The 19,643-nt window shown below is 47.7% G+C and carries 16 protein-coding genes; 8 read left to right on the forward strand and 8 right to left on the reverse strand.

The genetic code is table 11. The features are described 5' to 3' along the window. The first annotated feature begins 35 nt into the window (after positions 1–35). Entirely contained in the window at positions 36–509 is a 474-nt protein-coding gene (greA, locus tag AB0L18_RS10095) for a transcription elongation factor GreA (protein WP_367393144.1), read from the forward strand. Positions 510–522: 13 nt separating this feature from the next. Beyond that, the gene (locus tag AB0L18_RS10100; protein WP_367392464.1) at positions 523–921 is read left to right on the forward strand and encodes an HIT family protein; all 399 of its coding nucleotides are present in this window, start codon (positions 523–525) and stop codon (positions 919–921) included. On the opposite strand, the gene ruvC is transcribed toward AB0L18_RS10100, so the two are convergent. Further along, a complete protein-coding gene (gene ruvC, locus AB0L18_RS10105; RefSeq protein ID WP_367392465.1) occupies positions 911–1,489 on the reverse strand; it encodes a crossover junction endodeoxyribonuclease RuvC in 579 nt (192 codons plus the stop codon). The genes AB0L18_RS10100 and ruvC overlap by 11 nt on opposite strands. Before the next feature lie 185 nt (positions 1,490–1,674). Between ruvC and AB0L18_RS10110 the strand changes: the two genes are divergently transcribed. The 4 genes from AB0L18_RS10110 (at position 1,675) to pgeF (ending at position 4,983) form a co-directional block, all read left to right on the forward strand. After that, a complete protein-coding gene (locus AB0L18_RS10110) occupies positions 1,675–2,688 on the forward strand; it encodes a lysylphosphatidylglycerol synthase domain-containing protein (protein WP_367392466.1) in 1,014 nt (337 codons plus the stop codon). Between the two features lie 66 nt (positions 2,689–2,754). Next, a complete protein-coding gene (locus AB0L18_RS10115) occupies positions 2,755–3,600 on the forward strand; it encodes a DUF3108 domain-containing protein (RefSeq protein WP_367392467.1) in 846 nt (281 codons plus the stop codon). Between the two features lie 5 nt (positions 3,601–3,605). Continuing rightward, positions 3,606–4,241: a DUF4230 domain-containing protein gene (locus AB0L18_RS10120; RefSeq protein ID WP_367392468.1), complete on the forward strand. Its 636-nt coding sequence runs from the start codon at positions 3,606–3,608 to the stop codon at positions 4,239–4,241. Beyond that, the gene (gene pgeF / locus AB0L18_RS10125) at positions 4,231–4,983 is read left to right on the forward strand and encodes a peptidoglycan editing factor PgeF (protein ID WP_367392469.1); all 753 of its coding nucleotides are present in this window, start codon (positions 4,231–4,233) and stop codon (positions 4,981–4,983) included. Before AB0L18_RS10120 ends, pgeF begins: the two co-directional genes overlap by 11 nt. Here the strand turns inward: pgeF and AB0L18_RS10130 are convergent. From AB0L18_RS10130 to AB0L18_RS10145, 4 genes are all read right to left on the reverse strand, one after another. Further along, complete coding sequence (locus AB0L18_RS10130) at positions 4,980–6,038, reverse strand: ATP-binding protein (protein ID WP_367392470.1); 1,059 nt, start codon at positions 6,036–6,038, stop codon at positions 4,980–4,982. The two genes, pgeF and AB0L18_RS10130, sit on opposite strands and share 4 nt — an antisense overlap. A gap of 468 nt (positions 6,039–6,506) precedes the next feature. Next, positions 6,507–7,241 carry a GDSL-type esterase/lipase family protein gene (locus AB0L18_RS10135; protein WP_367392471.1) on the reverse strand — a complete coding sequence of 245 codons (735 nt, stop codon included), beginning with the start codon at positions 7,239–7,241 and terminating at the stop codon, positions 6,507–6,509. A 131-nt stretch (positions 7,242–7,372) separates the two neighbouring features. Next, positions 7,373–8,143, reverse strand: coding sequence for an MBL fold metallo-hydrolase (locus AB0L18_RS10140; RefSeq protein WP_367392472.1), 771 nt, complete (start codon positions 8,141–8,143; stop codon positions 7,373–7,375). Positions 8,144–8,422: 279 nt separating this feature from the next. Next, entirely contained in the window at positions 8,423–11,926 is a 3,504-nt protein-coding gene (locus AB0L18_RS10145; protein ID WP_367392473.1) for a hypothetical protein, read from the reverse strand. Positions 11,927–12,021: 95 nt separating this feature from the next. Here AB0L18_RS10145 and AB0L18_RS10150 point away from each other — a divergent pair, with 95 nt between their 5' ends. Both AB0L18_RS10150 and AB0L18_RS10155 read left to right on the forward strand, forming a co-directional pair. Further along, the gene (locus AB0L18_RS10150; RefSeq protein ID WP_367392474.1) at positions 12,022–14,481 is read left to right on the forward strand and encodes a zinc-dependent metalloprotease; all 2,460 of its coding nucleotides are present in this window, start codon (positions 12,022–12,024) and stop codon (positions 14,479–14,481) included. A 451-nt stretch (positions 14,482–14,932) separates the two neighbouring features. Next, a complete protein-coding gene (locus AB0L18_RS10155; RefSeq protein ID WP_367392475.1) occupies positions 14,933–15,787 on the forward strand; it encodes a hypothetical protein in 855 nt (284 codons plus the stop codon). Positions 15,788–15,944: 157 nt separating this feature from the next. Here the strand turns inward: AB0L18_RS10155 and AB0L18_RS10160 are convergent, their stop codons facing one another. From AB0L18_RS10160 to AB0L18_RS10170, 3 genes are all read right to left on the reverse strand, one after another. Continuing rightward, the gene (locus tag AB0L18_RS10160; protein WP_367392476.1) at positions 15,945–17,171 is read right to left on the reverse strand and encodes a T9SS type A sorting domain-containing protein; all 1,227 of its coding nucleotides are present in this window, start codon (positions 17,169–17,171) and stop codon (positions 15,945–15,947) included. 246 nt (positions 17,172–17,417) lie between these two features. Then, positions 17,418–18,602: a DUF5691 domain-containing protein gene (locus AB0L18_RS10165; protein ID WP_367392477.1), complete on the reverse strand. Its 1,185-nt coding sequence runs from the start codon at positions 18,600–18,602 to the stop codon at positions 17,418–17,420. 389 nt (positions 18,603–18,991) lie between these two features. Continuing rightward, a complete protein-coding gene (locus AB0L18_RS10170; RefSeq protein WP_367392478.1) occupies positions 18,992–19,618 on the reverse strand; it encodes a DUF4386 domain-containing protein in 627 nt (208 codons plus the stop codon). Positions 19,619–19,643: the final 25 nt, after the last annotated feature.

Here is a 19,643-nt window from a genome sequence, read left to right on the forward strand (position 1 = left end):
CGACTAGTAGGATTAGGGATTAAAAATGGATGTTTATGTCAAAAGTTAGTTATCTAACCCCCGAGGGGTATGAGAAATTGAAAGCCGAGTTGGAAGAACTGAAAACAACTGGTCGTTCAGAAGTTGCAGCAGCAATTGCTGAGGCGCGCGAGAAGGGCGATTTGTCTGAAAATGCAGAATATGATGCCGCCAAGGAAGCGCAAGGCCTTCTGGAAATGAAGATCAATGAATTAGATAAAGTGATGGCCACTGCCCGCGTTTTGGATAGTAGCCAATTGGATACTTCTCAAGTAACGGTGCTGTCGAAAGTGACCATCAAAAACTTGAAGCTGAAAAAAGAAATGACTTATCACCTTGTTTCTGAAAGCGAGGCCGATTTAAAGACTGGTAAAATATCAGTAAGCTCTCCTATTGGGAAAGGATTGCTGGGTAAAAAAGTAGGAGAAATTGCCCAGGTGGAAACACCCCGTGGAAATATTGAATTTGAAATTTTATCGATCACCATCTAATAAGTTCCTGCACATGCCGAGCATCTTCAGTAAGATTATCAGTGGTGAAATTCCGTGCCACAAAGTAGCAGAATCAGCAGATTTTCTAGCTTTTTTGGATGTTCGTCCACGTGCAGAAGGTCACACTTTGGTGATTCCGAAAGCGGAAGTTGATTATATTTTCAACCTGGCACCTTCTACTTATACGGCATTATGGGATTTTGCCAGGAAGGTAGCAGCGGGTGTAGAGGCGGTTGTTCCTTGTGAGCGGATAGGTATTGCTGTAATTGGTTTGGAAGTACCACATACACATATCCATCTGATTCCGATCAATAAGGTTGGAGATATCAATTTTGAGCGCCCTCCGGTTGTTGTTGAAGAGGAACGCCAAGTGGCGTTGGCAGAAAAAATAGCGGCAGCAGTTAAGATTTAACTTTGCCAGGATTGTCTTTAATAAAGGCCTCCCAGCCTTGGTGACGTTTACCGGAACCAAGGCTGTTTTTTGTTTGAAAATAATGACACAGTGCTGCACCTAATGCATCAGTAGCATCAAGGAGTTGGTCGCTAAGATCAATTTTTAATTCCTGTTCCAGCATGGCGGCTACTTGCTCTTTAGAGGCATTACCATTGCCAGTGATGGATTGCTTTATTTTACGGGGAGCATATTCCTGGATGGTGAGCCCGCTGGTCATTGCGGCGGCAATCGCCACTCCCTGTGCCCGGCCAAGTTTTAACATAGACTGGGCGTTTTTACCATAAAAAGGAGCTTCAATAGCCATTTCTCGTGGCTTGTGGGTGAAAATGACCTGCTTAAGGCGTTCAAAAATCCGCTGGAGGCGCTCTTCATGGGTAGGTAGCTTACTTAGGTGGATGACCCCCATTTCCAACATCCGAAGCTTTGTGCCGTCTACCTCAATGATGGCAAAACCCAATAATGTCGTACCAGGATCAACGCCTAATAAGCGATAAGGTGCTATTTTTGCTGCTGGAGACTTGGCCATAAGTTGGGTACGGAATGTTTAAGGAACAGCACGAAAATAAAACACGATTTTGTTTTTCAAATAGTTAAATAAACGGTTCATTTAAAGTGTTTTAACTATTTGAAAAACTTAAGAAAAATCGTGTTTTATTTTCTGCGCAATACTAAGATGTGGCAAGTTAAACAAAATGTTGAAAATAAATCACATTGACCACCAAAGAATTGATGAATACCATTGCGACTTTTTTTACGCCGTCACGTCGCCGATGGTTGCGTCAGTTGTTAGGTGTGGGGTTGTTGGTGGTATTGTTTTGGCAGATTAGTACAGAAGGGCGAGTTGAACATTGGTGGCAAGATCTGCAATCTGCGCGAGAAGATGGTAAACGCCTCAGCTATTTGTTCTATGCGCTCCTATTGATGCCCATTAATTGGTTGCTGGAAACCGCTAAATGGCGCCAGCTCTTGCTTACGGATTGGCGCCCTAGCTGGCTGTATGCCTTCAAAGCGGTACTCGCTGGTATCAGTATTTCTATTGTTACCCCAAATCGAATTGGAGAATATGGCGGCCGTGCAATTTTAGCTCCAGCAGCTGAAACAGGCAATGTTATTTTTAGTTCTTTGCTTGGAAGTCTCTGCCAGTGGGTCGTCTTTTTAGGATGCGGCTGGCCTGCGTTATGGCTAATTTTGGGTACCCATTACGTGTGGCCCAAATGGTTATTATGGTTAGTCAGTTGGAGTATCCCACTATTATTGGTTTTGCTCTTAGTGCTAGTGAATCAGCCGTGGTTTGTACTTGGACTAAAACAGTGGAGTACGCAACATAAATGGTGGCGATGGTTGAGAAGGAAAATAAAGGCACATCAACCCCTTGCTTATCGCCGACTTTTACAGGCATTATTCTTAGCTTTAATTCGCTTTTGGATATACTCTTTTCAGTATCTGCTTTTATTGTGGTTTTTTGGACTACCGCTAAGTTTTTGGCAGGGGATGCAAGGTATTTTTAGCATCTATTTAATACAAGCGGGTATACCACTGCCGCCAGGATTTAGCGTTATTACTCGTAGTGAGCTGGCTTTGCTGGTGTGGGAGCAGGCCAACCTGTTGCCATTGAGCATCGTAAGTGCTACTTTTAGCCTTTATGTGATTAACTTGGTTATTCCCGCTTTAGTGGGGGCTTTGTTGATCATGAATAATAGAAGTAAAGGATTATCTATTAAGTAAAGCTGCAATTTTGAACTTTTCTAAGGCTGATATAATTATTAATAGTAGCTTTTAAAACCCTAGCGAATGATGAAAAACAGAATGGCTAAACCTTGGTTTTTTGCGATCTTTCTACCTTTCTTGCTGGCTTCTAGCCCAAGAATAAATTCCTATTCCTCGCCCGTAATAGAACCTTGCGATACAGACAATGACGTCTTTGAAGTAGGGGAAGAGTTGGTCTATAAAGTTTATTATAACTGGAACTTTGTTTGGCTATCGGCCGGAGAAGTTGTTTTTCGCGTTTATGATGACGATGAAGATTATCATCTTTCTGCCCGAGGACGTACCTATTCTTCTTACGAATGGTTTTTCAAAGTAAGAGACAATTATGATAGCTATATTAACAAAGAGACCCTGCTACCACGTTTGTCGATCCGCGATATCCAGGAAGGGAATTATGAGCGTTACGATAAAGTAACCTTCGATCAGCGCAGCAAACGGGCGGTATCACACAAAGGGCGCAATCGGCAGGAAGCCACCTCTGAAAGCTTTAACCTTGATGGTTGTATGCACGATATTCTTTCCATCATGTACTATTTGCGTAACGTGGAAGTTACTTCTTTGCGTACTGGACAAGAAGTACCCGTGAAAATTTTCTTTGATCGGGAAACCTACCCCTTGAAAGTAAAATACCTTGGTACTGAAGATGGGACAAAGGTAAAAGGGATGGGCCGCTACAATACCTATAAATTCAGCCCGCAGCTGATTGCTGGTGAAGTCTTTAAAGAAGGAGATGAAATGTCTGTTTTTGTCTCCCGTGATAAAAATAAGATTCCAGTATTGATCGAATCACCCGTTTCAGTTGGATCGGTAAAAGTAGTTTTGAAGAGTTATAAAGGTTTGAAGTATGATTTTACCGCTAAAGTAAATTAAGCATTATGCGATCCAAATTGGGGCTGGGAATATTGTTAACAGTAGTTTTTTTTGCTGGACTCTGGATAAGTTACCAGTGGTTTGGTTCAAAATCACGGGAATCGAAGCAAGTAGAATCTACGGTTCTTCTCGAGCGCATTAGGGAGGTTTGCCAGCTTGTAACGGTAGAAGGGCAATTTAGTGAATTGTATACCGAGACCAACCTCAAAGAGGTTACCCTTTACTTACCCATCCCTACCTACTGGGAGTTTTCCAAAAAAGCACTTTTAGAAGTGAAAGGAAGGGTCCTGGTTGGCTATGATATGGAACAGGTCAGCATCAAGGTAGACAGTATGTCGCGTCAGATTGTATTGAATAATCTGCCCGAACCTTCCATCCTGGCCATTGACCATGAGATTAGCTACCGCAATTTGGAGGAGAGTTTCTTCAATAGTTTTACACCCGAAGATTATACGCAGCTCAACCGAAACGCTAAAGAAGTTTTACGCCGTAAAGCGGAAGAAAGCAATTTGTTGGACAAGGCCCGAGAAGATGGCAATGCGATGCTGGAAGCGATTGCCTTTATGGCACAAAGTATCGGTTGGGAAGTGATCTATGATCAGGCATCTACGAAATTACCCAAGCCATCACATGCAAACTGAAACGAATTACCAGCCTTCCTGGGCTGCTTTTTTTTCGGCGCTAACCGTTGCGGAGAGTACCCGCCTGGGGGGCGTTAGTCTTCCTCCTTTTGCGTCCTTGAATTTGGGTTTGTTTACCGACGATAATGCTGCACACGTAAAACAAAATCGAGAAAGGTTTTGCCGCGACTTAGGCTGGTCAGTAGACCGGATGGCAGGATCTTTCCAAGTGCATGGTGATCAAGTTATAAGAGTAAATGCCCCCGGTCAGTGGGAAGGATACGATGCGATGGTCACCAACCGGCCCGGTATTTTGCTGAGTGTAACCATTGCGGATTGCACCCCTGTTTTGATCTATGATCCGACCACCCAAGCAATAGGAGCAGCCCACGCTGGCTGGCGAGGTACGGCTAACCAAATAGCAACTAAAACCATGCTCTTGATGCGTGATGCGTACGGAAGCCGCCCGCAAGACTGTTGGGTCTATATTGGCACTTGTATCGGTGAAAACGACTTTGAAGTTGATGCCGATGTTGCTGATCATTTCTCCGATGAATACAAGAAATGGAATCCCCAAAGAGGTAAGTTTCTGGTGGATTTGAAAAAAGCCAACGGCGATCAGTTCTTACGTTTAGGTGTTGCTCCCAACCAGATGGAAGTATCTCCTTTTTCTACAGTGGCCAATACGGATCGTTACTTCTCGCACCGGGCTGAACGAGGACTGACCGGGAGGATGATTGCGGTGATTGGCATCAAAGCCTAAAAAATAGCCCTGCGCTCCTTGAACGTCCGCCAGATTTTAAAGCGATTGTTCTTAGCGTCCGTTGGCTGTTGAAGCTGTTTGTCTGCAAGACGATGAGGGAAGGTGAGGATGAATTTAGTCCCCTTACCTGATGACTCCAGACTTATTTTTCCGCCGTGGATGTCCATTATTTTTTTGGCAATAGCCAGCCCTAAACCCGTCCCTTGGTAGTTTTCTTTGGTAGGTATCCGCAGAAAGGGCTCGTAGATTTTTTGTTGATACTGCGGCGCAATACCAATGCCATTATCCTGAACTGAAATTTGAAGCCCTTCCGGATGACTACTGGCGCGGAGTTGGATGTGTTTAGCCGACTGTTCGTTGTATTTTAGGCCGTTTTCGATTAGATTTTGCAGTACCATCCCAAGGAGAGTAGGGTTTCCGATAAATTTATGACCCTTGTCTTCCGTATCAATAGTGATCGTTTCTTCAATGCCGGTAAAAGGTTGTTTTGCTTTTGCAAAAACCTCTGCAACGGAGAGTTCTTCCGTTGGTAGCTGCTTGCTGTCCAAATGAGCGAGCGAGAGCAAGTCGTCAGTGAGGGTGTACAAGGTCCGCGCCGATAATCCTACCTGTTCCATGAAATCCTGAACAGCAGCACTATCCTTTTCCTGATTGGCAATAAGTGCCAAATCTGAGAAAGAAACAATTTGCCGCAGCGGTGTTCTTAAATCATGGGAAACCATATAATTCAGACGGCGAAGTTCTTCGTTAGAGGTAGAGAGATCTTGCAGTAACTTTTTGTTTTTGCGCCGAGCCTCAACAATCTGGATAATGAAACTATCGGTAATGTAGATCAAGCCAATGCTAATCGCAATGAAGATCAGCGTATCGTTGAAAACAGTAGCAAGAGAAGGAGTCGTCGAAAATTGGTAATAATTGATAACCTGAGCAGTAATAAAGAGAATAAGTACGTAAAACATCATGGAGAACTGCCGCCAGCGTGTCCGGAAGAATATTACACTGAGCAGGATCATCAAGAAAAAAGCATACTCACCGTGTACTTCTCCTTCACTCATGATGATTAAGGCAAAAAACAAAAGAGGGTAACACAGGTACGCGAGCGTACGTGCAAGATATTGTCGTTGAAAATGCTGAAGTAAAAGAAGAAGAAAACTGTAAATCAATAGCAGTCCACCTAGCAGGGTCAATAGTGGATTGTCTAGCAGAAAATTGCCCACCAAAAAACAAAACGATGCAAAGCTAGAAACTAGCAGGAGGAGGTTTAAATAGCGAGTTTTATTATTGTCCCAAGGGGAGAAGTTTTTGTTAGTACCCAACTGGGATAAACCCTCTAATGCCTTAGAGATCTTTTTTATAATATTTACCGGGGTCATAAAAATAAGTACCTACAAATGCTCCGTATTTGGGACCAATTGTAAGCATGTTTGGGCTGTGAAGCAATGTGTTTGTTCAATCAAGGCAAATCAGACGAGTAAATATAAGGTTTTTTCGTATTTATAATAAAATAAAACCTGTTCGGATTCTTAATTACAATCCAATTCATTGATTTTTGGAATGATTTCCTGTTGCCAAATGGCATATCCCTTTTCATTCATGTGAAGGCTGTCTTGCGTGAAGATGCTGCCTATGGGATACTGGGTAATGGGGTCAAGCATACTGGGGCCAATGTCAAAGTATTGAATATCAGGATTATTAAGCTTTCTAATAAACCGTTCAATCATTTGGTTGCCTTTCTCAAACTCTGGCCATAATGCCCAGCGGGCAGGAGAGGGTTTCATGCTCACATAGAGCACTTTGCTAGACGGGGACTTGATCAAAAGTAATCGTAAGAAAGTCCGAAAAGAGGACAGGACGTCTTTGGCTTTGAAGCCGTCGGTAATGTCGTTTTCACCACAGTAAAGCACTACAATCTCCGGCTGGTAGGGCGTGATGAGATCGTCGAAGAAGTAGTTGACCTGAGGGAGCGTAGAGCCTCCAAAGCCATGATTAAGAATTTGGTAGGGAAGGGTGTCGAGGTCTGTGGCTATGGTTTTCCACATTCGAATACTGGAACTGCCCGTGAAAACAATAATACCAGTACTGTCATCAAGATGAGCATCCTGGGCGTGGAATTTTTCCATGACCGGGACATAACCCAAGTAGGTGGAATCAAAGGAGATGATGATGTTCTCGGGATCGTCAAGCAGGGCACGCATCCCTTGGAAACGGGGAGAACAACTTAAAATGCTCAATAGGAGGACGGCCAGAATTCTTTTCATAGTCGCTAAATACTTCTCTTTTTCTAAGACGAAGAAAGATAAAAGAGGTTCTCGTGTTTGGGTGATTTTTGCAAATATTTAACACCAAAATAATTGCCAAAGTTGGAATCGTTGTTGGATCAAAGGTTTACTCAATGATCTAGCGATAAAGTCAATTGATCATATGCAATACGGATATTTGGGGGTAATTGTTGCTCTACTTCCTGATGATTGCCCATTTGATGACTAAGGTGAGTGAGATAGGCCCGCTTAGGCTTAATACGTTCAATTAAGCCAATAGCTTGGGTTAAACTTAGATGGCTGTGGTGTTCTTCACGATGCAGTGCGCTGATAACCAGAAGGTCTAAATTGTCCAGTTTTTTCAATTCTTCCTCCGCAATGCTTTTGATGTCGGTAAGGTAGGCGAAATTTCCAATCCGGTATCCCTGAATGGGTAGAAGGCCGTGCAGGTAGCGGATAATTTGGATGTTAAAATGGCCGATCTGAATATGCTCTTTTTCATTGGTAAGGTGCAGCTCAAAACGGGGAGCACCGGGGTAGGGATTTTCAGCAAATGCGTATGCAAACCTCGCTCGCAACTCTCCCGCTACTCGCTTGTCGCAATAGATAGGCATCGGAGTGAGTTGCCGAAAAATAAATGGCCGCACATCATCAAGCCCAATAATATGGTCATTGTGTTCGTGCGTCAGCAAAACTGCGTTGAGTTCAGTGACGTTAGCGCGCAGCATTTGTTGTCTAAAGTCAGGCCCGGCATCAATCACAATTTGCTGTTCACCTTTTCGTAACAGGATCGCTACTCGCAATCGTTGGTCCCTGGGGTCTGTTGATTGGCAAACGGCGCAGGGGCACCCAATTACCGGGATTCCTTGCGAGGTACCTGTTCCTAAAAAAATAATTTCCATAATAATAGTGACTTTCTAATCATCTGCCGTCTAAAAAGAGATTAAACACCCAAGACAACCAAGTGATATTTTCACTTTTAGTGTTTTTAATAACATCCCAAGGGGAAACTACACAAATATCCCAACAACGAAGCCTGCTAAGTTTTACCCCATGTTTTGGCAGGCATAATCCCACGAACATTTTTCCTGAGTGCCTTTGTTTGACAAAAGGCCCAAAAGTTATCCCAAGCAGAGGCTCCCGCCTCTGCTTTTTTTGCCCATTTATTTTCGTGCTGTTCTTTAAAAAATTGCAGTTACCTGTGCCCGGCCTACGTGTACAGTATTGGCCTGGCCTGTTTGGCGCCCCTCGTAGGTGAGCGTCACTTGCAGGTAGCGGCCCAGTTGGCGGGTAAGACTGGCATTCCAAATCCAATTGTGCCCGGGTTGTAGGCCGTTCAGGAGCACAAAACCAATCGGAGACCTCGGATCACCATCCAGCTCAAGTTGTACATAACGCGCACTCGCACGCAGCCATTGTTGGTAATTCCCTTCGAGCTGAAATTCGTTGCGCTGCAAACGTTGTCCTGTGTTCTCCAGGTTGTTTTCTTCTTCTTGCAAAAGATAAGTAAGGGTCACTCGGTAATCTTGCCCCGGCTGGTAACTGAGTGCTGGTTGCAAACGATAACCTAGTAGCTGATAATCTTTGTTGTTGAAAAACTCCGAATCTGCGCTGCGTTCCGTGCGGGCACCTTCCATTCTGAGCGTGGTAGCACTGTTGATGTTCCAGCGGGCCCTCATAATAGAACTGCGCAACAAGCGGCTCTCAAATCCAGTGGTAGGAACTTGCCTACGGGGCTGAAGATTATACTCCAATTGAAGATCGTATTTCGTGGAGCGCCGATTGAAAAACAAGAGGTGACGCTGATTGGCGCTCACAGCTACGAGTGCACTGTCTGGAAGGGACAACTGAAAAGGATTCCAGCTCTGAACGCCTGGAAAAGCCCGTACCTTACGGTTGATGGATAAGCTGGATTGCCAGGAAAAGCGATTGGCGAATTTTTGCCAAGGTTTGTCGGTTTTGGCCCACCATCGGCTAGGGTCTAGCTGTAGGCTTTGGTTGAGCGTGACGTTGTCAGTGCGGATAAAGTCGTCCGTAAAAATACTTACCCGGATGTGGTCGGCAATATCGGGAAAGGGGGCGATTTCCATCTCGTTGGGCTGAATTTTACCGTCGTTGTTGTAAAGACTATCAAGCCAAATGTACTGCCCTTGCCCAGCACCTACAAAAAGGTAAATAAATTCGACCCTTGGCTCTTGCCCTGAACCAATTTCGTAGGTTGTATTGCTCCTGATGCCGCCCTTGAGGAGGTTGGCGGTAGCGTCGATTCTGCCAAGCAAGGTTTCTGCGGGTTCCAGATTAGTCAGTTCTGCGTTGAGAATTTTTAGTGCTCGGTAGGTCAGGTTGCCACTGGTATTGAAGAATTTGTTGGGTTGCCAACGTCCGTTGATCTCTCCTTCCTGGGCGCGGCTTGCTGCTCGGAAATCGCTGCCCTGAGGTTGGTAGTCAAGACGATCTCTGAAGCTGGTGCCCCACTGCCATTGTTCGCTTTCCGGGCTTTGAAGGCTGGCCGTGTAGCGTTGAAAGAAGAAGCTGCTGAGTTCCAGTTCGTCGGTTCCGGTGGGCGTTCGTTGGTTTTTTTCTTCCTGTGCACTTAGGTTGAGTTGCCAATTGTTCCAGCGGGCAAACTTCTTTTGAATTTGTAAACCAGGGCGGGTGAAGCGTGTATCGAGAATGGGGGTGGTACTGTTGAGCCAGCTGTTGCTGCCATTGATTTGCCAGCCTTTTATTTGCCAGCGCAATTCAGCAGCGTGGCGTTGCCCTTCGTACAAAGAATCACGTAAAAAACTCGACCAGCGGTACCGCAGCTGGCCTTTGTCTGGATGCCCCAGGGCCAGGGTCGCTCCGGCAAGTTGTTCGGCGGCTGGGCTGGTATTGCCAATGCCGTTGACCGTAGCGAGGCTCCAGTCACGCAAGAATTCCGGCGAACGGTAGGGGTTGATGGCACGAAAATTTTCTTGTACCCATTCGTATTCAGCACCACCCAAAAGTTGCCAGCCGGAAGAGTCGGGCCCAAGTTGCCATTTTTGGTCCCAGTCGAGGCGGGTAGCGATGCCCTTATCGTTATTGGCATCCAAACGGCTGAAGCGATTGAGGTCTTCCTGGCTGTAGCCCAATTCGCCACGGATTTCTCCGCTTTTGCCTATCTGATAACTACCTCCCGTGGTGAGGAGCCGCTGTAATTTGGGTGCTGTCAATTGGCGAATGGGGGAGTAGTTGCCCTGCGGACGACAATCATTAGGGTCGGGAGCTACCCAGCGGTAGGCTCTTTCGTTGGCCGTAAGAGCGGGATCAAGCACATAGTCGCCCTGGCCCTCGCCCACGAAAGCAAAGCTGGCGACGAGAAGACCCTCGGGGTCAAAGCGCAAAAACTGGTAAAGACTGTCTACGCCATTACAATTGATCAGACTGTCAACGGCCGAATAGGTCGCGCGTTGGCTGTCGGGAGCATCCAGGCTGTTGATGGTCGAGACAAAGGCATTGGTCAACTGATCACCGGCATCTTGGAGGCGTTGTCGCTCTTCGTCGCTGAGTTCCAGATCGCCGGTAGCTGTTTTGCTGTCTTGCTGGCTGTAAATGTTTACGTAAGCTTTCCAGCGGTCATTTTGGTAATGGGAACTCCCCGCGTAGAGGGAACGCAAGTAACGTTGATCGGCATACTCAAACTCTACGGCAATACGGCTGTCTTTGGTGACCAATCGGCGGGCTGTAAAGGTCACCTCTCCCTGGTTGTAGTCGATGGTATAATCCGCATCACGGCCTCGTTGGAGGGTTTGTCCATCGAGGATAACTTTTTCGGTGCCCGCCAGGACGATGATAAAACGCTCCCCACTACCTCCCTGCAATTTGTAAGGCCCCTGGTTGCCTTCTTGGGTAACCAACTGCTGCCGCCGAAATTGCCCACGAGCAATCGCCACACTCGCGGAATTGCTCCAGCGTCCTCCTCGGTCGTCCAGGCGGCTGGTGCTAAAAGTAGCTCCTTCCAGCTTCTTGAAATATTGGAGGAAATAACTGTCTGGGCTGCGCAGCTCGTAATCGCCTGCGGTAAGTTGGGTGCGGTCTTTTTCTAAACGAATAAAAATACGGTCGAAATCGCGCAACTGTCGCGTATTACCCTCTGGTTGGATGGGGAGGTTCTCATCGGTGATGGCTGCCGTCACCAGGATGCCATCCCCAATTTCGCCCGCTAGTTGGAGGTTGAAGCTGGAGTTGAGCACCAAATCCTGGCGGTTGCCAAAGGAAAAACCACGGCTGAAGCTACCACTGTAGTTGAGGCGTTGACCATCAAGCAAGCTGCCGTCACTGGCGTAGGGATTGTAGTTGCCGATGATGAGGCCCGTAGGATTGTCTTCCCGCTGGGTGGTATCTAGTAAGGCGAAAGGTGCCGTCAGTTGGTAAGGTAGTACGCGGTAACGGAGTAAAATGCTGTCTTCCGAAACGGGTTTGAGCCAACGGAATTCTTGTTGGGTAAAAACGTAAAAACTGCTGTCGTAAAGCGTGCCCGAAGGCTGAAAAGCCTGAATACTGAAGGGAACGACCGTCAAGCTGTCTAGTACAAAACTTCCCGTAGGAGTAACCCATTGGTAGCGTTGATTATTCCAGCTCCCTTCCTGGGCCTGTCCGGTTAGCGCCAGGACAAGACCTATGATCAATAGGTACCCATGAAGTAGCGGTCTTCTAATCATTTATTTTTGTAAAGTTCCTGATGGAACGGGAGAATGAAAAACTTATTGGATAGCAAGAATTCCCTATCTTTCCTGCTATCAAGCTGATGTTTATTATGAAGAACTATTTACTACTCATTTTTTTGTTGCTGATGTTTGCTTTTCCTGTCTTTGGTCAGGACAAGGACAAAGCCCCTCCAACCATTACGGAATATACCAAAGATTGCGTCGCTTATCCGGGCTATTTCAATTTTTTCTGGCAGGAAAGCAGTGGTAAGCTTTTTTTGGAAATCTCGCGCTGGAACGAGGAGTTTCTTTACGTTAACAGCCTTACGGGTGGTGTAGGTTCAAATGACATTGGCTTGGATCGCAATCAACTAGGATCTGACCGGATTGTCAAGTTCGTTCGTTCTGGCCCCAAGGTACTCATGGTTCAACCCAACTACGCGTACCGCGCAGTGAGCGATAATCCTGAAGAGCAACAATCGGTGAAAGATGCTTTTGCACAGTCGGTTTTGTTTGGTTTCAAAGCGGTAGCTATAGAAGGCGAGCGCTTGTTGGTGGATTTGACGCCTTTTCTTTTGCGAGACGCGCACGATGTCATTGGTAAATTCAAGACCAACAAGCAAGGGACCTACAAGACCGATGCCGACCGCAGCATGATCAATCTGGAACGTTGTAAGAGCTTCCCCAAGAACAGTGAATTTGATGCGCTGGTTACTTTTGTGGGGGATGCTACGGGGCGCGAGATTCGTTCCGTGACGCCCAATGCTGATGCCGTTTCTGTGAACCAACACCATAGTTTCGTGGAGTTGCCGGATGCTGGTTACGAACCACGGGTGTATGACCCTCGTTCGGGATATTTCCCCTTTAGTTTTTACGATTATGCGACGCCCATCGATCAGCCCTTGGTCAAGCGTCTGATTACCCGTCATAGGCTGGCCAAGAAAGACCCTACTGCGGCAATCAGTGACCCCGTTGAACCCATCATTTATTACCTGGATCGGGGCACACCGGAACCCATTCGATCGGCCCTGCTGGAGGGTGGCCGCTGGTGGAATGAAGCTTTCACGGCTGCGGGTTACCGCAACGCTTTCCGTGTGGAGGTGCTTCCTCCGGACGCTGACCCCATGGATGTACGCTACAATGTTATCAATTGGACCCATCGGAGCACCCGAGGCTGGAGCTATGGTAGCTCCGTTGTCGATCCTCGCACTGGTGAGATTATTAAAGGCCACGTACTGCTGGGAAGCTTGCGCGTACGCCAGGATTTTCTCATTGCGCAAGGCTTGGTTGCTGCTTACGAAAATGGTAAGGAAGCCGATCCCCGATTGCTGGAAATGGCTCTGGCGCGGCTACGCCAGCTTTCAGCACACGAGATTGGACATACCTTGGGGCTGGCCCACAATTTTGCTTCGAGCTACAATGATCGTGCATCTGTGATGGATTATCCTCACCCTTACATCCGTATTGATGCCGATGGCAACATTGCCTACGATCAGGCTTACGATACGGGCATAGGTGCCTGGGACAAGCGGACCATTATGTACGGTTACCAGGATTTTCCGGAAGGACAAAATGTTGAAGACGGCTTGCAAGCTATTCTGTCTGAAAACAGCCAACTGGGCTTGAAGTATATTTCCGATCCCGACTCCCGCCCGGTAGCCGGAGCACATCCGTATTCCCATCTTTGGGATAACGGACAGTCGGCTACAGAGGAGCTGCGCCGGTTGAGTTTGTTGAGAAAACGATCAATGATTAATTTCAGTGAGCAGAATATTGCGGTCGGAGCACCCATGTCTACCCTGGAAGATGTGCTGGTGCCTATCTACTTTATGCACCGCTACCAGACCGAGGCCGTTGCCAAGTTAATCGGGGGTGTAGATTATTCCTATGCTGTACGTGGAGAGGGTAAGGTAGAAACGGTAGAGATCGTTTCCAACCAAGAACAACGCAACGCATTCAAAGGCATGTTGGAAACGCTGCGCCCTGATTTTTTGATGATCCCTGAGCATATCCTGGCCCTCATTCCACCGCAAGCTTATGGCTATGAGCGCGGGCGCGAGCAATTTAAAATTCATACGGGATTGACACTGGACCCCCTGGCTGCTGCCGAGGCTTCAGCCGATTATACCTTTCAGTTTTTGCTCCATCCAGCGCGTTTGGCGCGCTTGGTCGAGCAATCTGCCCGCAAGCCTTATTATCTGTCGGCTACCGAAGTGATGGCCACTACGCGTAAGCAATTACAGGAAGAGGTAGCTAGTGGTGCGGGCAATTACCAGCATGCTTTGGCCAGGGTGGTGGAACAACGTTTCGTTTATCATCTGATGACACTAGCTGCTCGCAATGATATTCAACCCCAAGTTGCCGCCGCCGCACTTTCTACGCTGATTGATATCGAAGGTGTTATTCCTGAACGCCTCACTGCTTCAGCCAGCAATAGCCCCGATCAGGCACATTTGCGCTACCTGCGTGAGCAGATTCAGCAGTTTCGGAGAGCACCAGAGCAGTTCAAAGTGCCATCGGCTCCAGACTTGCCAGATGGTTCGCCTATTGGTTGTGGTGGAGGGATGTAAGGTTTGGGTACTGCCTGTCGGCCATGCTGGCGCAGCAGGCGGGCTGACGCGGTCATTTTGAGGCTACTTCGAGGTGAGGGCAGGTGTTTTATTCTCAGGAATCTGATGAGCTGCATCAAGTCTCACTTTATATGGTGCCTGGTATGGTGTCGCATTTAGGGAGGTCAAAATTTGAGAAACTTGCGGCTTAACTAATGTTTCTAATCAAGTAGTTAAACAAAATCAAATTTCGGGATTGACATACAAGTATGAGAAATTCCATTAAATGCGTATAGGGGAAATGGAATCTTGACGAAGGTAGGAATGATCGTTGGAGCGGTGGTCTTAAATCACAAGAATAACTTACGTTAAGTAGAGGCTGGAAATTAGCTATATTGTGATTTATAAAACGCTATGTGGCTATCTCTTTTACGGATGGACTGTTTTTTAAAATATTTAAATCTCTGAGAAAATGAAAGTACAGATACCTGTGATTATGAAAGGGTTTGGCTTAATGATAATAGTTTTATTACTTTTTCAATGTAATGATGACGATATTATTACTACAGAGAATGATAATTGTATTATTCAAGAGTTGATAACTTCTCCATATCTCGTTATTGATGATAGCATTGCTTATATTTCATCGGATACATTTACCCATATAATTGAGAATGGTTTCGTAATAGAGAGATTAAAAGACAATGGTGTATATGAAGAGTTTACATACAATGGAGATGGTTTGTTAGCTACTACAAGAAGTTATTCTCAAGGGGCTTGGTATGTCAGAGACTCTTTTTTCTACGAAGGTCAAAATTTGATAAATAGAAAGGGATATTCTAGAGAAGGAATACTATCAAGAGAAGAAGATTTTTATTGGGATAATGGAAAACTTAAGTCAGGTTTTTTGATATACTCTTTGAAGGTGAATGGTGAAACAATATGGAATGAAAACAGATTCGACTTTAAATATGAAAATGGAAATATTGTAGAGACGGAAGTTACTTTTTATGAAGATAATGGGGATTCCCTTGTCACAATAAGAGAATTTCAATTTGATTCTCATGAAAATTTTAGAAAACATTTAACATTTGTTCCCTTAAGTTTAATAATTGATTTCAGTTTATGGGGTGTTCCATATTGGTTTTCAACAAATAATGTAACACTTGAGACTCGTCGTAATGTTGTTGGTGCTTGGACAGGCGAAGTATCTTACTCATTTACTTGGGATAATGAGAAGGTTTCGGAATTTGTTCTTACCACACATTCACATATTAATACAGATCCCTTCGTTAGGCCAGTGAAGTTATATTATGATTGTTGGTAATGTTCTACGAAGTGGTAGATAGTTGAACACTCTCATTAATAAATTAAACTGCCAAGAACTTTACCTACCCGACTCTATACTTCCGCTTCGCTCCAGTACGGCGGGTAGTCCCGAGTTCTTATCCCCTACCTAAAGTGGGTGAATCGCCCCGTATCCTTTAGGCCTTCACTACCCGAACAGCGTACCACTGGCCATCAATATCTTCCATCCAGAGGAAATACACGCCGGTAGGCAGCCCGCTCAAATCATACCGATTGACTGTCTCATTAATTACGCGAACCGTACGCCCCCACTGGTCAAGTACAATGGTGCGGTTGGCGCTCAAGCCATTCACCTGCACCCACCCGCGGGTAGGGTTGGGATATACCCGAAGGGCTGTATTTTGCAAATCCTCCACCCTCACCAGCGGACTGCCCACCACAAAATCGCCCAAGGCAATGGGGCTGATGCCTACCCCGACAGTATGGGTAGCCGTATAGGTTAGAAGATCAACGACCGTTACCTGGTCTCCGTAGTAATTGACTACATAAAGATTCAGTTCGTCATCCGCTATCGACATCCCCACGGGGCCTCCTGGCATGGCTATGGAGGTCTCCAGCGTGCTCGTTGCCAGGTCTATCACACTCAGGGTATTGTCCAAGCTATTCGTAGCGTAGAGCTGCTGCGTCAGGAGGTTGATGACCAGTGCGTAGGTACCATCTCCTGCCGTAATGGTGCTCTCGACAGTATCACTGGTCATGTCAATGACGCTGATATCATCGGAACCAAAGTTGGCCACGTAGGCTTTGTTCGTCGTTGGATGGAAGGCCATCCCGATGGGCCCAATGCCTACCGGAATGGTCGCCGTCACCAGGTCGGTAGCGGTAGCAATGACGCTCACTGTGCCCTCTAATTGGTTGGTGACGTAAACCCTGCTCTGATCTGGGCTGGTAAAAACACCAAACGGGCCTTCCCCCACAGCTACCGTTGCAGTTACCATGTTTGATCCGGCCTCAATGATGCTCAGCGTATGGTCGTTCTGGTTGGCTACGTACACCTTGTTGCCCGCTTCGCTGACAGCTATTCCGGTGGGGGCATCGCCTACAGGGATGACGGACTCTACTGCCAGCGTAGTAGCGTCAATCACACTGACGGTATTGGGTGTCTGGTGCGTCAGGTAAATCTTGCCGGTCAGCTCATTAATAGCTATTCCCAGGGGCGTATTTTCTACCGCAATCGTAGTCGCCACCGTGTTGGTAGAGAGGTCTATCACGGCCACTTCGCCGTCATTGAAACTAGGGATGTAGGCAAAGCCCTGTGCGTGTAAAAACGGCCCGGTAAGGAGGGAAAGTAGCACTGCCAGCAATGGCGAGAGTTGTTGAGGGGATAAGTAGTGAGCTAGCATAGCAGGGGAGTTTGTATTACTTGCTGGAGCGTTAAATCGTAGTAGCAAAGATAGCTTATTCAATGGACACTCTCAGACGCACATGCCGGAGGCCTAAGGGAGAAGGATGGGCACCGCTCTGCTCCGTAGGGTCGGTTTCAAACCCGACGCTATGGAGCAGAGCAGTAGTGAGCCGCGGACTCTGGGAAAGAAGAGGAATCTCCACCCCATTCGTATAAATACATTCACACATTCACGTATTTACACTCAAGCCCCCAACTCGCGCACCATCTCCCCCCGAAAGTGGAGGATCTGCAACATCTTCTCCAAATCGGCGTGCCAGCGACCAAATTCACCCGAGCGAAACGACCAGCCGCTCTTGAACAGCGGTAAGAGTTGCGGATCACTATGGTAGGCGGCTTTCTCGAGCAGGGAGCGGTAATGCCAGAGGTCCAAGTTGGCCGTGCTGCGCCCCTGGATGACGTCCTGGAAGCCGAGGACGATCATCTTGCTCAGGGCTGGCTGCCAGGCATGGGGGCTGTGGAGCAGCCAGTAGGCGGGCAGTGTTTCGTTGGGCACCAAGGGGCCAAACTGCTGCAGCCAGGTGAGCAAACTGGCGTTGAAGAAGCCGGGGGTAGCTTGCTGCAAGAGTTGCTTGGCGTCGGTGTTGTTCCACAGACTTTGCTGGTCGGTGAGGAGCCACCATTTGATCATGGCTTCGGTACCTCCCAGGTCAGGGTGACGCAGCAGACTTTTGGTGAATGCTTGCAGCAGTTGGTTGCCGTAGCTCACCTTGGCCACCATTTGAATGATATCTAAAGGCGCTTTTTGCCAGTGGTTTTCCCAACGCGCGAAGGGGATACGTTCCAATAATTGCTGCAGCCAGTTGAGGCGTAAGCCACCGGGCGTTTTGCTGCCGGTGAGGTAGATGCCGTCTTCCTCGGTGGCTTTTGGAAGGTCTTCCGGCAGGTTCAGTTCCAGCTTGTTGGCCTTGAGTGGCAGACATTCCTGCGCGTGTTCCCAGAGGCGATCTTGCAGCCTACTTGCGGGCAGGCTGGCCAGCAGCTCGGTAGCGGCGAGGCGAACGTTTTTTCGCTTGGCGAGGCGACAATGCTCTAGAAAAGCTTCGTCCTGCTCGCTCAGTCCTTCCGCCAGCGCGGGCAAGACGCGGGCCTGGGTTTGATGATCCATTTCCAGCCAATGATCCGTCAGGCTTTGCAGCGCCGCTTCGGGGTCTTCCCGACGGAAAGCAGTGAGCAGCGCGAGTTGGTCTTTTGTGGCGGCCAGCGGCCAGCTTTCTAGCGCAGTGCTCGTTGGGAGCAAGGCCGACCAGTGGGGGTGTTGCTGCAACAACCAGCGGCCACGTGTACCCAGGATCGGCTCAATGAGCAACCATAGCTCGGGCTTTTCGCGGCATTGTTCCAGCAGGTCGGGGAGGGCCTCGTGGGGCAATTGCTTCTGGTGTTTTTGCAGCAGCTGCGCAAACTCGGGCAGGGCGGGCTGGTGGTGACCGTCGAGGATGGCATTCAGGTGCTGCACGCTGCGCCACGAGCAGGGAGCTTGGGCGGCTTCCGGTGCCGGGCTGGGCAATGCTTCCTCCAGAAGGGGCAATTGCCGGGCGCCCTGGCGTAAAATCTGGGTGATGCCGATGGCCTCCAGCAGTTGCTGGTGGTCTTCGTGATCTTCGTCAGCAGGAGTGTCATCGGCGAGCACCAGCTCCTCTGCAGGCAGTTGGTCGGCTCCAAGCAGGAGCCGCCGTACGAGTTCTTCCCAATTTTGCTGATCAGCTGTTTTCACCGTGTGGTTTTATGGTCCCCCTAAAGGTAAGGGGAGGTTTGGAGTTAAGCTTGGTTTTTGCGCAGTTTTCCTCCTCTTAGCAACAACCAAATAGAAAAAGACATCTCGCCCACAATGCTGGGAATGGCCACCAGGGCCAGGAAGATAGAGGCGTAGTCCTGGTAATCGGCCATCAGGAAGTGTGCGCCGGTGTCGATCATGTACATGATGCCGGCTATTACCAGAAAGAAGGCAATGATCCGAGGCTGGCCGATAATTCTGCCCAGCAAGATGAGGTGTATACCAAAAAAGAACAGGCCGATGAGCCAGATGGTATTGAAGATGTCTACCTGTTGCAGTACCTCCGCCGCCGTAGTGGCCTTTAGGGCCAGAGGCAGGGCGAAGATGGCAACGCCCATAATAGCCGCGTGCATCATCCGGAAGAGAGTGCTCAGTTGAGACCAGCGATTTGTCGGGTACAGCTCGTAGAGTGCCCAGGCCACAACCACATCAAAAACGACCGTGATCATAAAGGCGAGCGTTCCCCAACGAACCAACATAGGCTGCTGCTGAATCGTTTCCAGAGGAGCCTGTAGTAGAGATTCCAACATCAGGAAATTAGCAAAAATGGCGGTAAAGAAGATCACGAGGTAACTACCCCCAGCAGTAATGGCAAGTGTTCTGGCTTTCATAATTTGTTTTTGCCCTACCGATGAC

The sequence above is a fragment of the Lewinella sp. LCG006 genome (assembly GCF_040784935.1).
Classification (GTDB): Bacteria; Bacteroidota; Bacteroidia; order Chitinophagales; family Saprospiraceae; genus Lewinella.

Bases quoted from the DNA above. Each gene is read 5' to 3' on its own strand.
- AB0L18_RS10120 (WP_367392468.1), top strand. From the start codon at position 3,606: ATGCGATCCAAATTGGGGCTGGGAATATTGTTAACAGTAGTTTTTTTT.
- AB0L18_RS10145 (WP_367392473.1), bottom strand. From the start codon at position 11,926: ATGATTAGAAGACCGCTACTTCATGGGTACCTATTGATCATAGGTCTT.
- AB0L18_RS10140 (WP_367392472.1), bottom strand. From the start codon at position 8,143: ATGGAAATTATTTTTTTAGGAACAGGTACCTCGCAAGGAATCCCGGTA.
- AB0L18_RS10135 (WP_367392471.1), bottom strand. From the start codon at position 7,241: ATGAAAAGAATTCTGGCCGTCCTCCTATTGAGCATTTTAAGTTGTTCT.
- AB0L18_RS10155 (WP_367392475.1), top strand. From the start codon at position 14,933: ATGAAAGTACAGATACCTGTGATTATGAAAGGGTTTGGCTTAATGATA.
- AB0L18_RS10100 (WP_367392464.1), top strand. From the start codon at position 523: ATGCCGAGCATCTTCAGTAAGATTATCAGTGGTGAAATTCCGTGCCAC.
- AB0L18_RS10115 (WP_367392467.1), top strand. From the start codon at position 2,755: ATGATGAAAAACAGAATGGCTAAACCTTGGTTTTTTGCGATCTTTCTA.
- AB0L18_RS10130 (WP_367392470.1), bottom strand. From the start codon at position 6,038: ATGAGTGAAGGAGAAGTACACGGTGAGTATGCTTTTTTCTTGATGATC.
- AB0L18_RS10150 (WP_367392474.1), top strand. From the start codon at position 12,022: ATGAAGAACTATTTACTACTCATTTTTTTGTTGCTGATGTTTGCTTTT.
- greA (WP_367393144.1), top strand. From the start codon at position 36: ATGTCAAAAGTTAGTTATCTAACCCCCGAGGGGTATGAGAAATTGAAA.
- pgeF (WP_367392469.1), top strand. From the start codon at position 4,231: ATGCAAACTGAAACGAATTACCAGCCTTCCTGGGCTGCTTTTTTTTCG.
- AB0L18_RS10170 (WP_367392478.1), bottom strand. From the start codon at position 19,618: ATGAAAGCCAGAACACTTGCCATTACTGCTGGGGGTAGTTACCTCGTG.
- ruvC (WP_367392465.1), bottom strand. From the start codon at position 1,489: ATGGCCAAGTCTCCAGCAGCAAAAATAGCACCTTATCGCTTATTAGGC.
- AB0L18_RS10160 (WP_367392476.1), bottom strand. From the start codon at position 17,171: ATGCTAGCTCACTACTTATCCCCTCAACAACTCTCGCCATTGCTGGCA.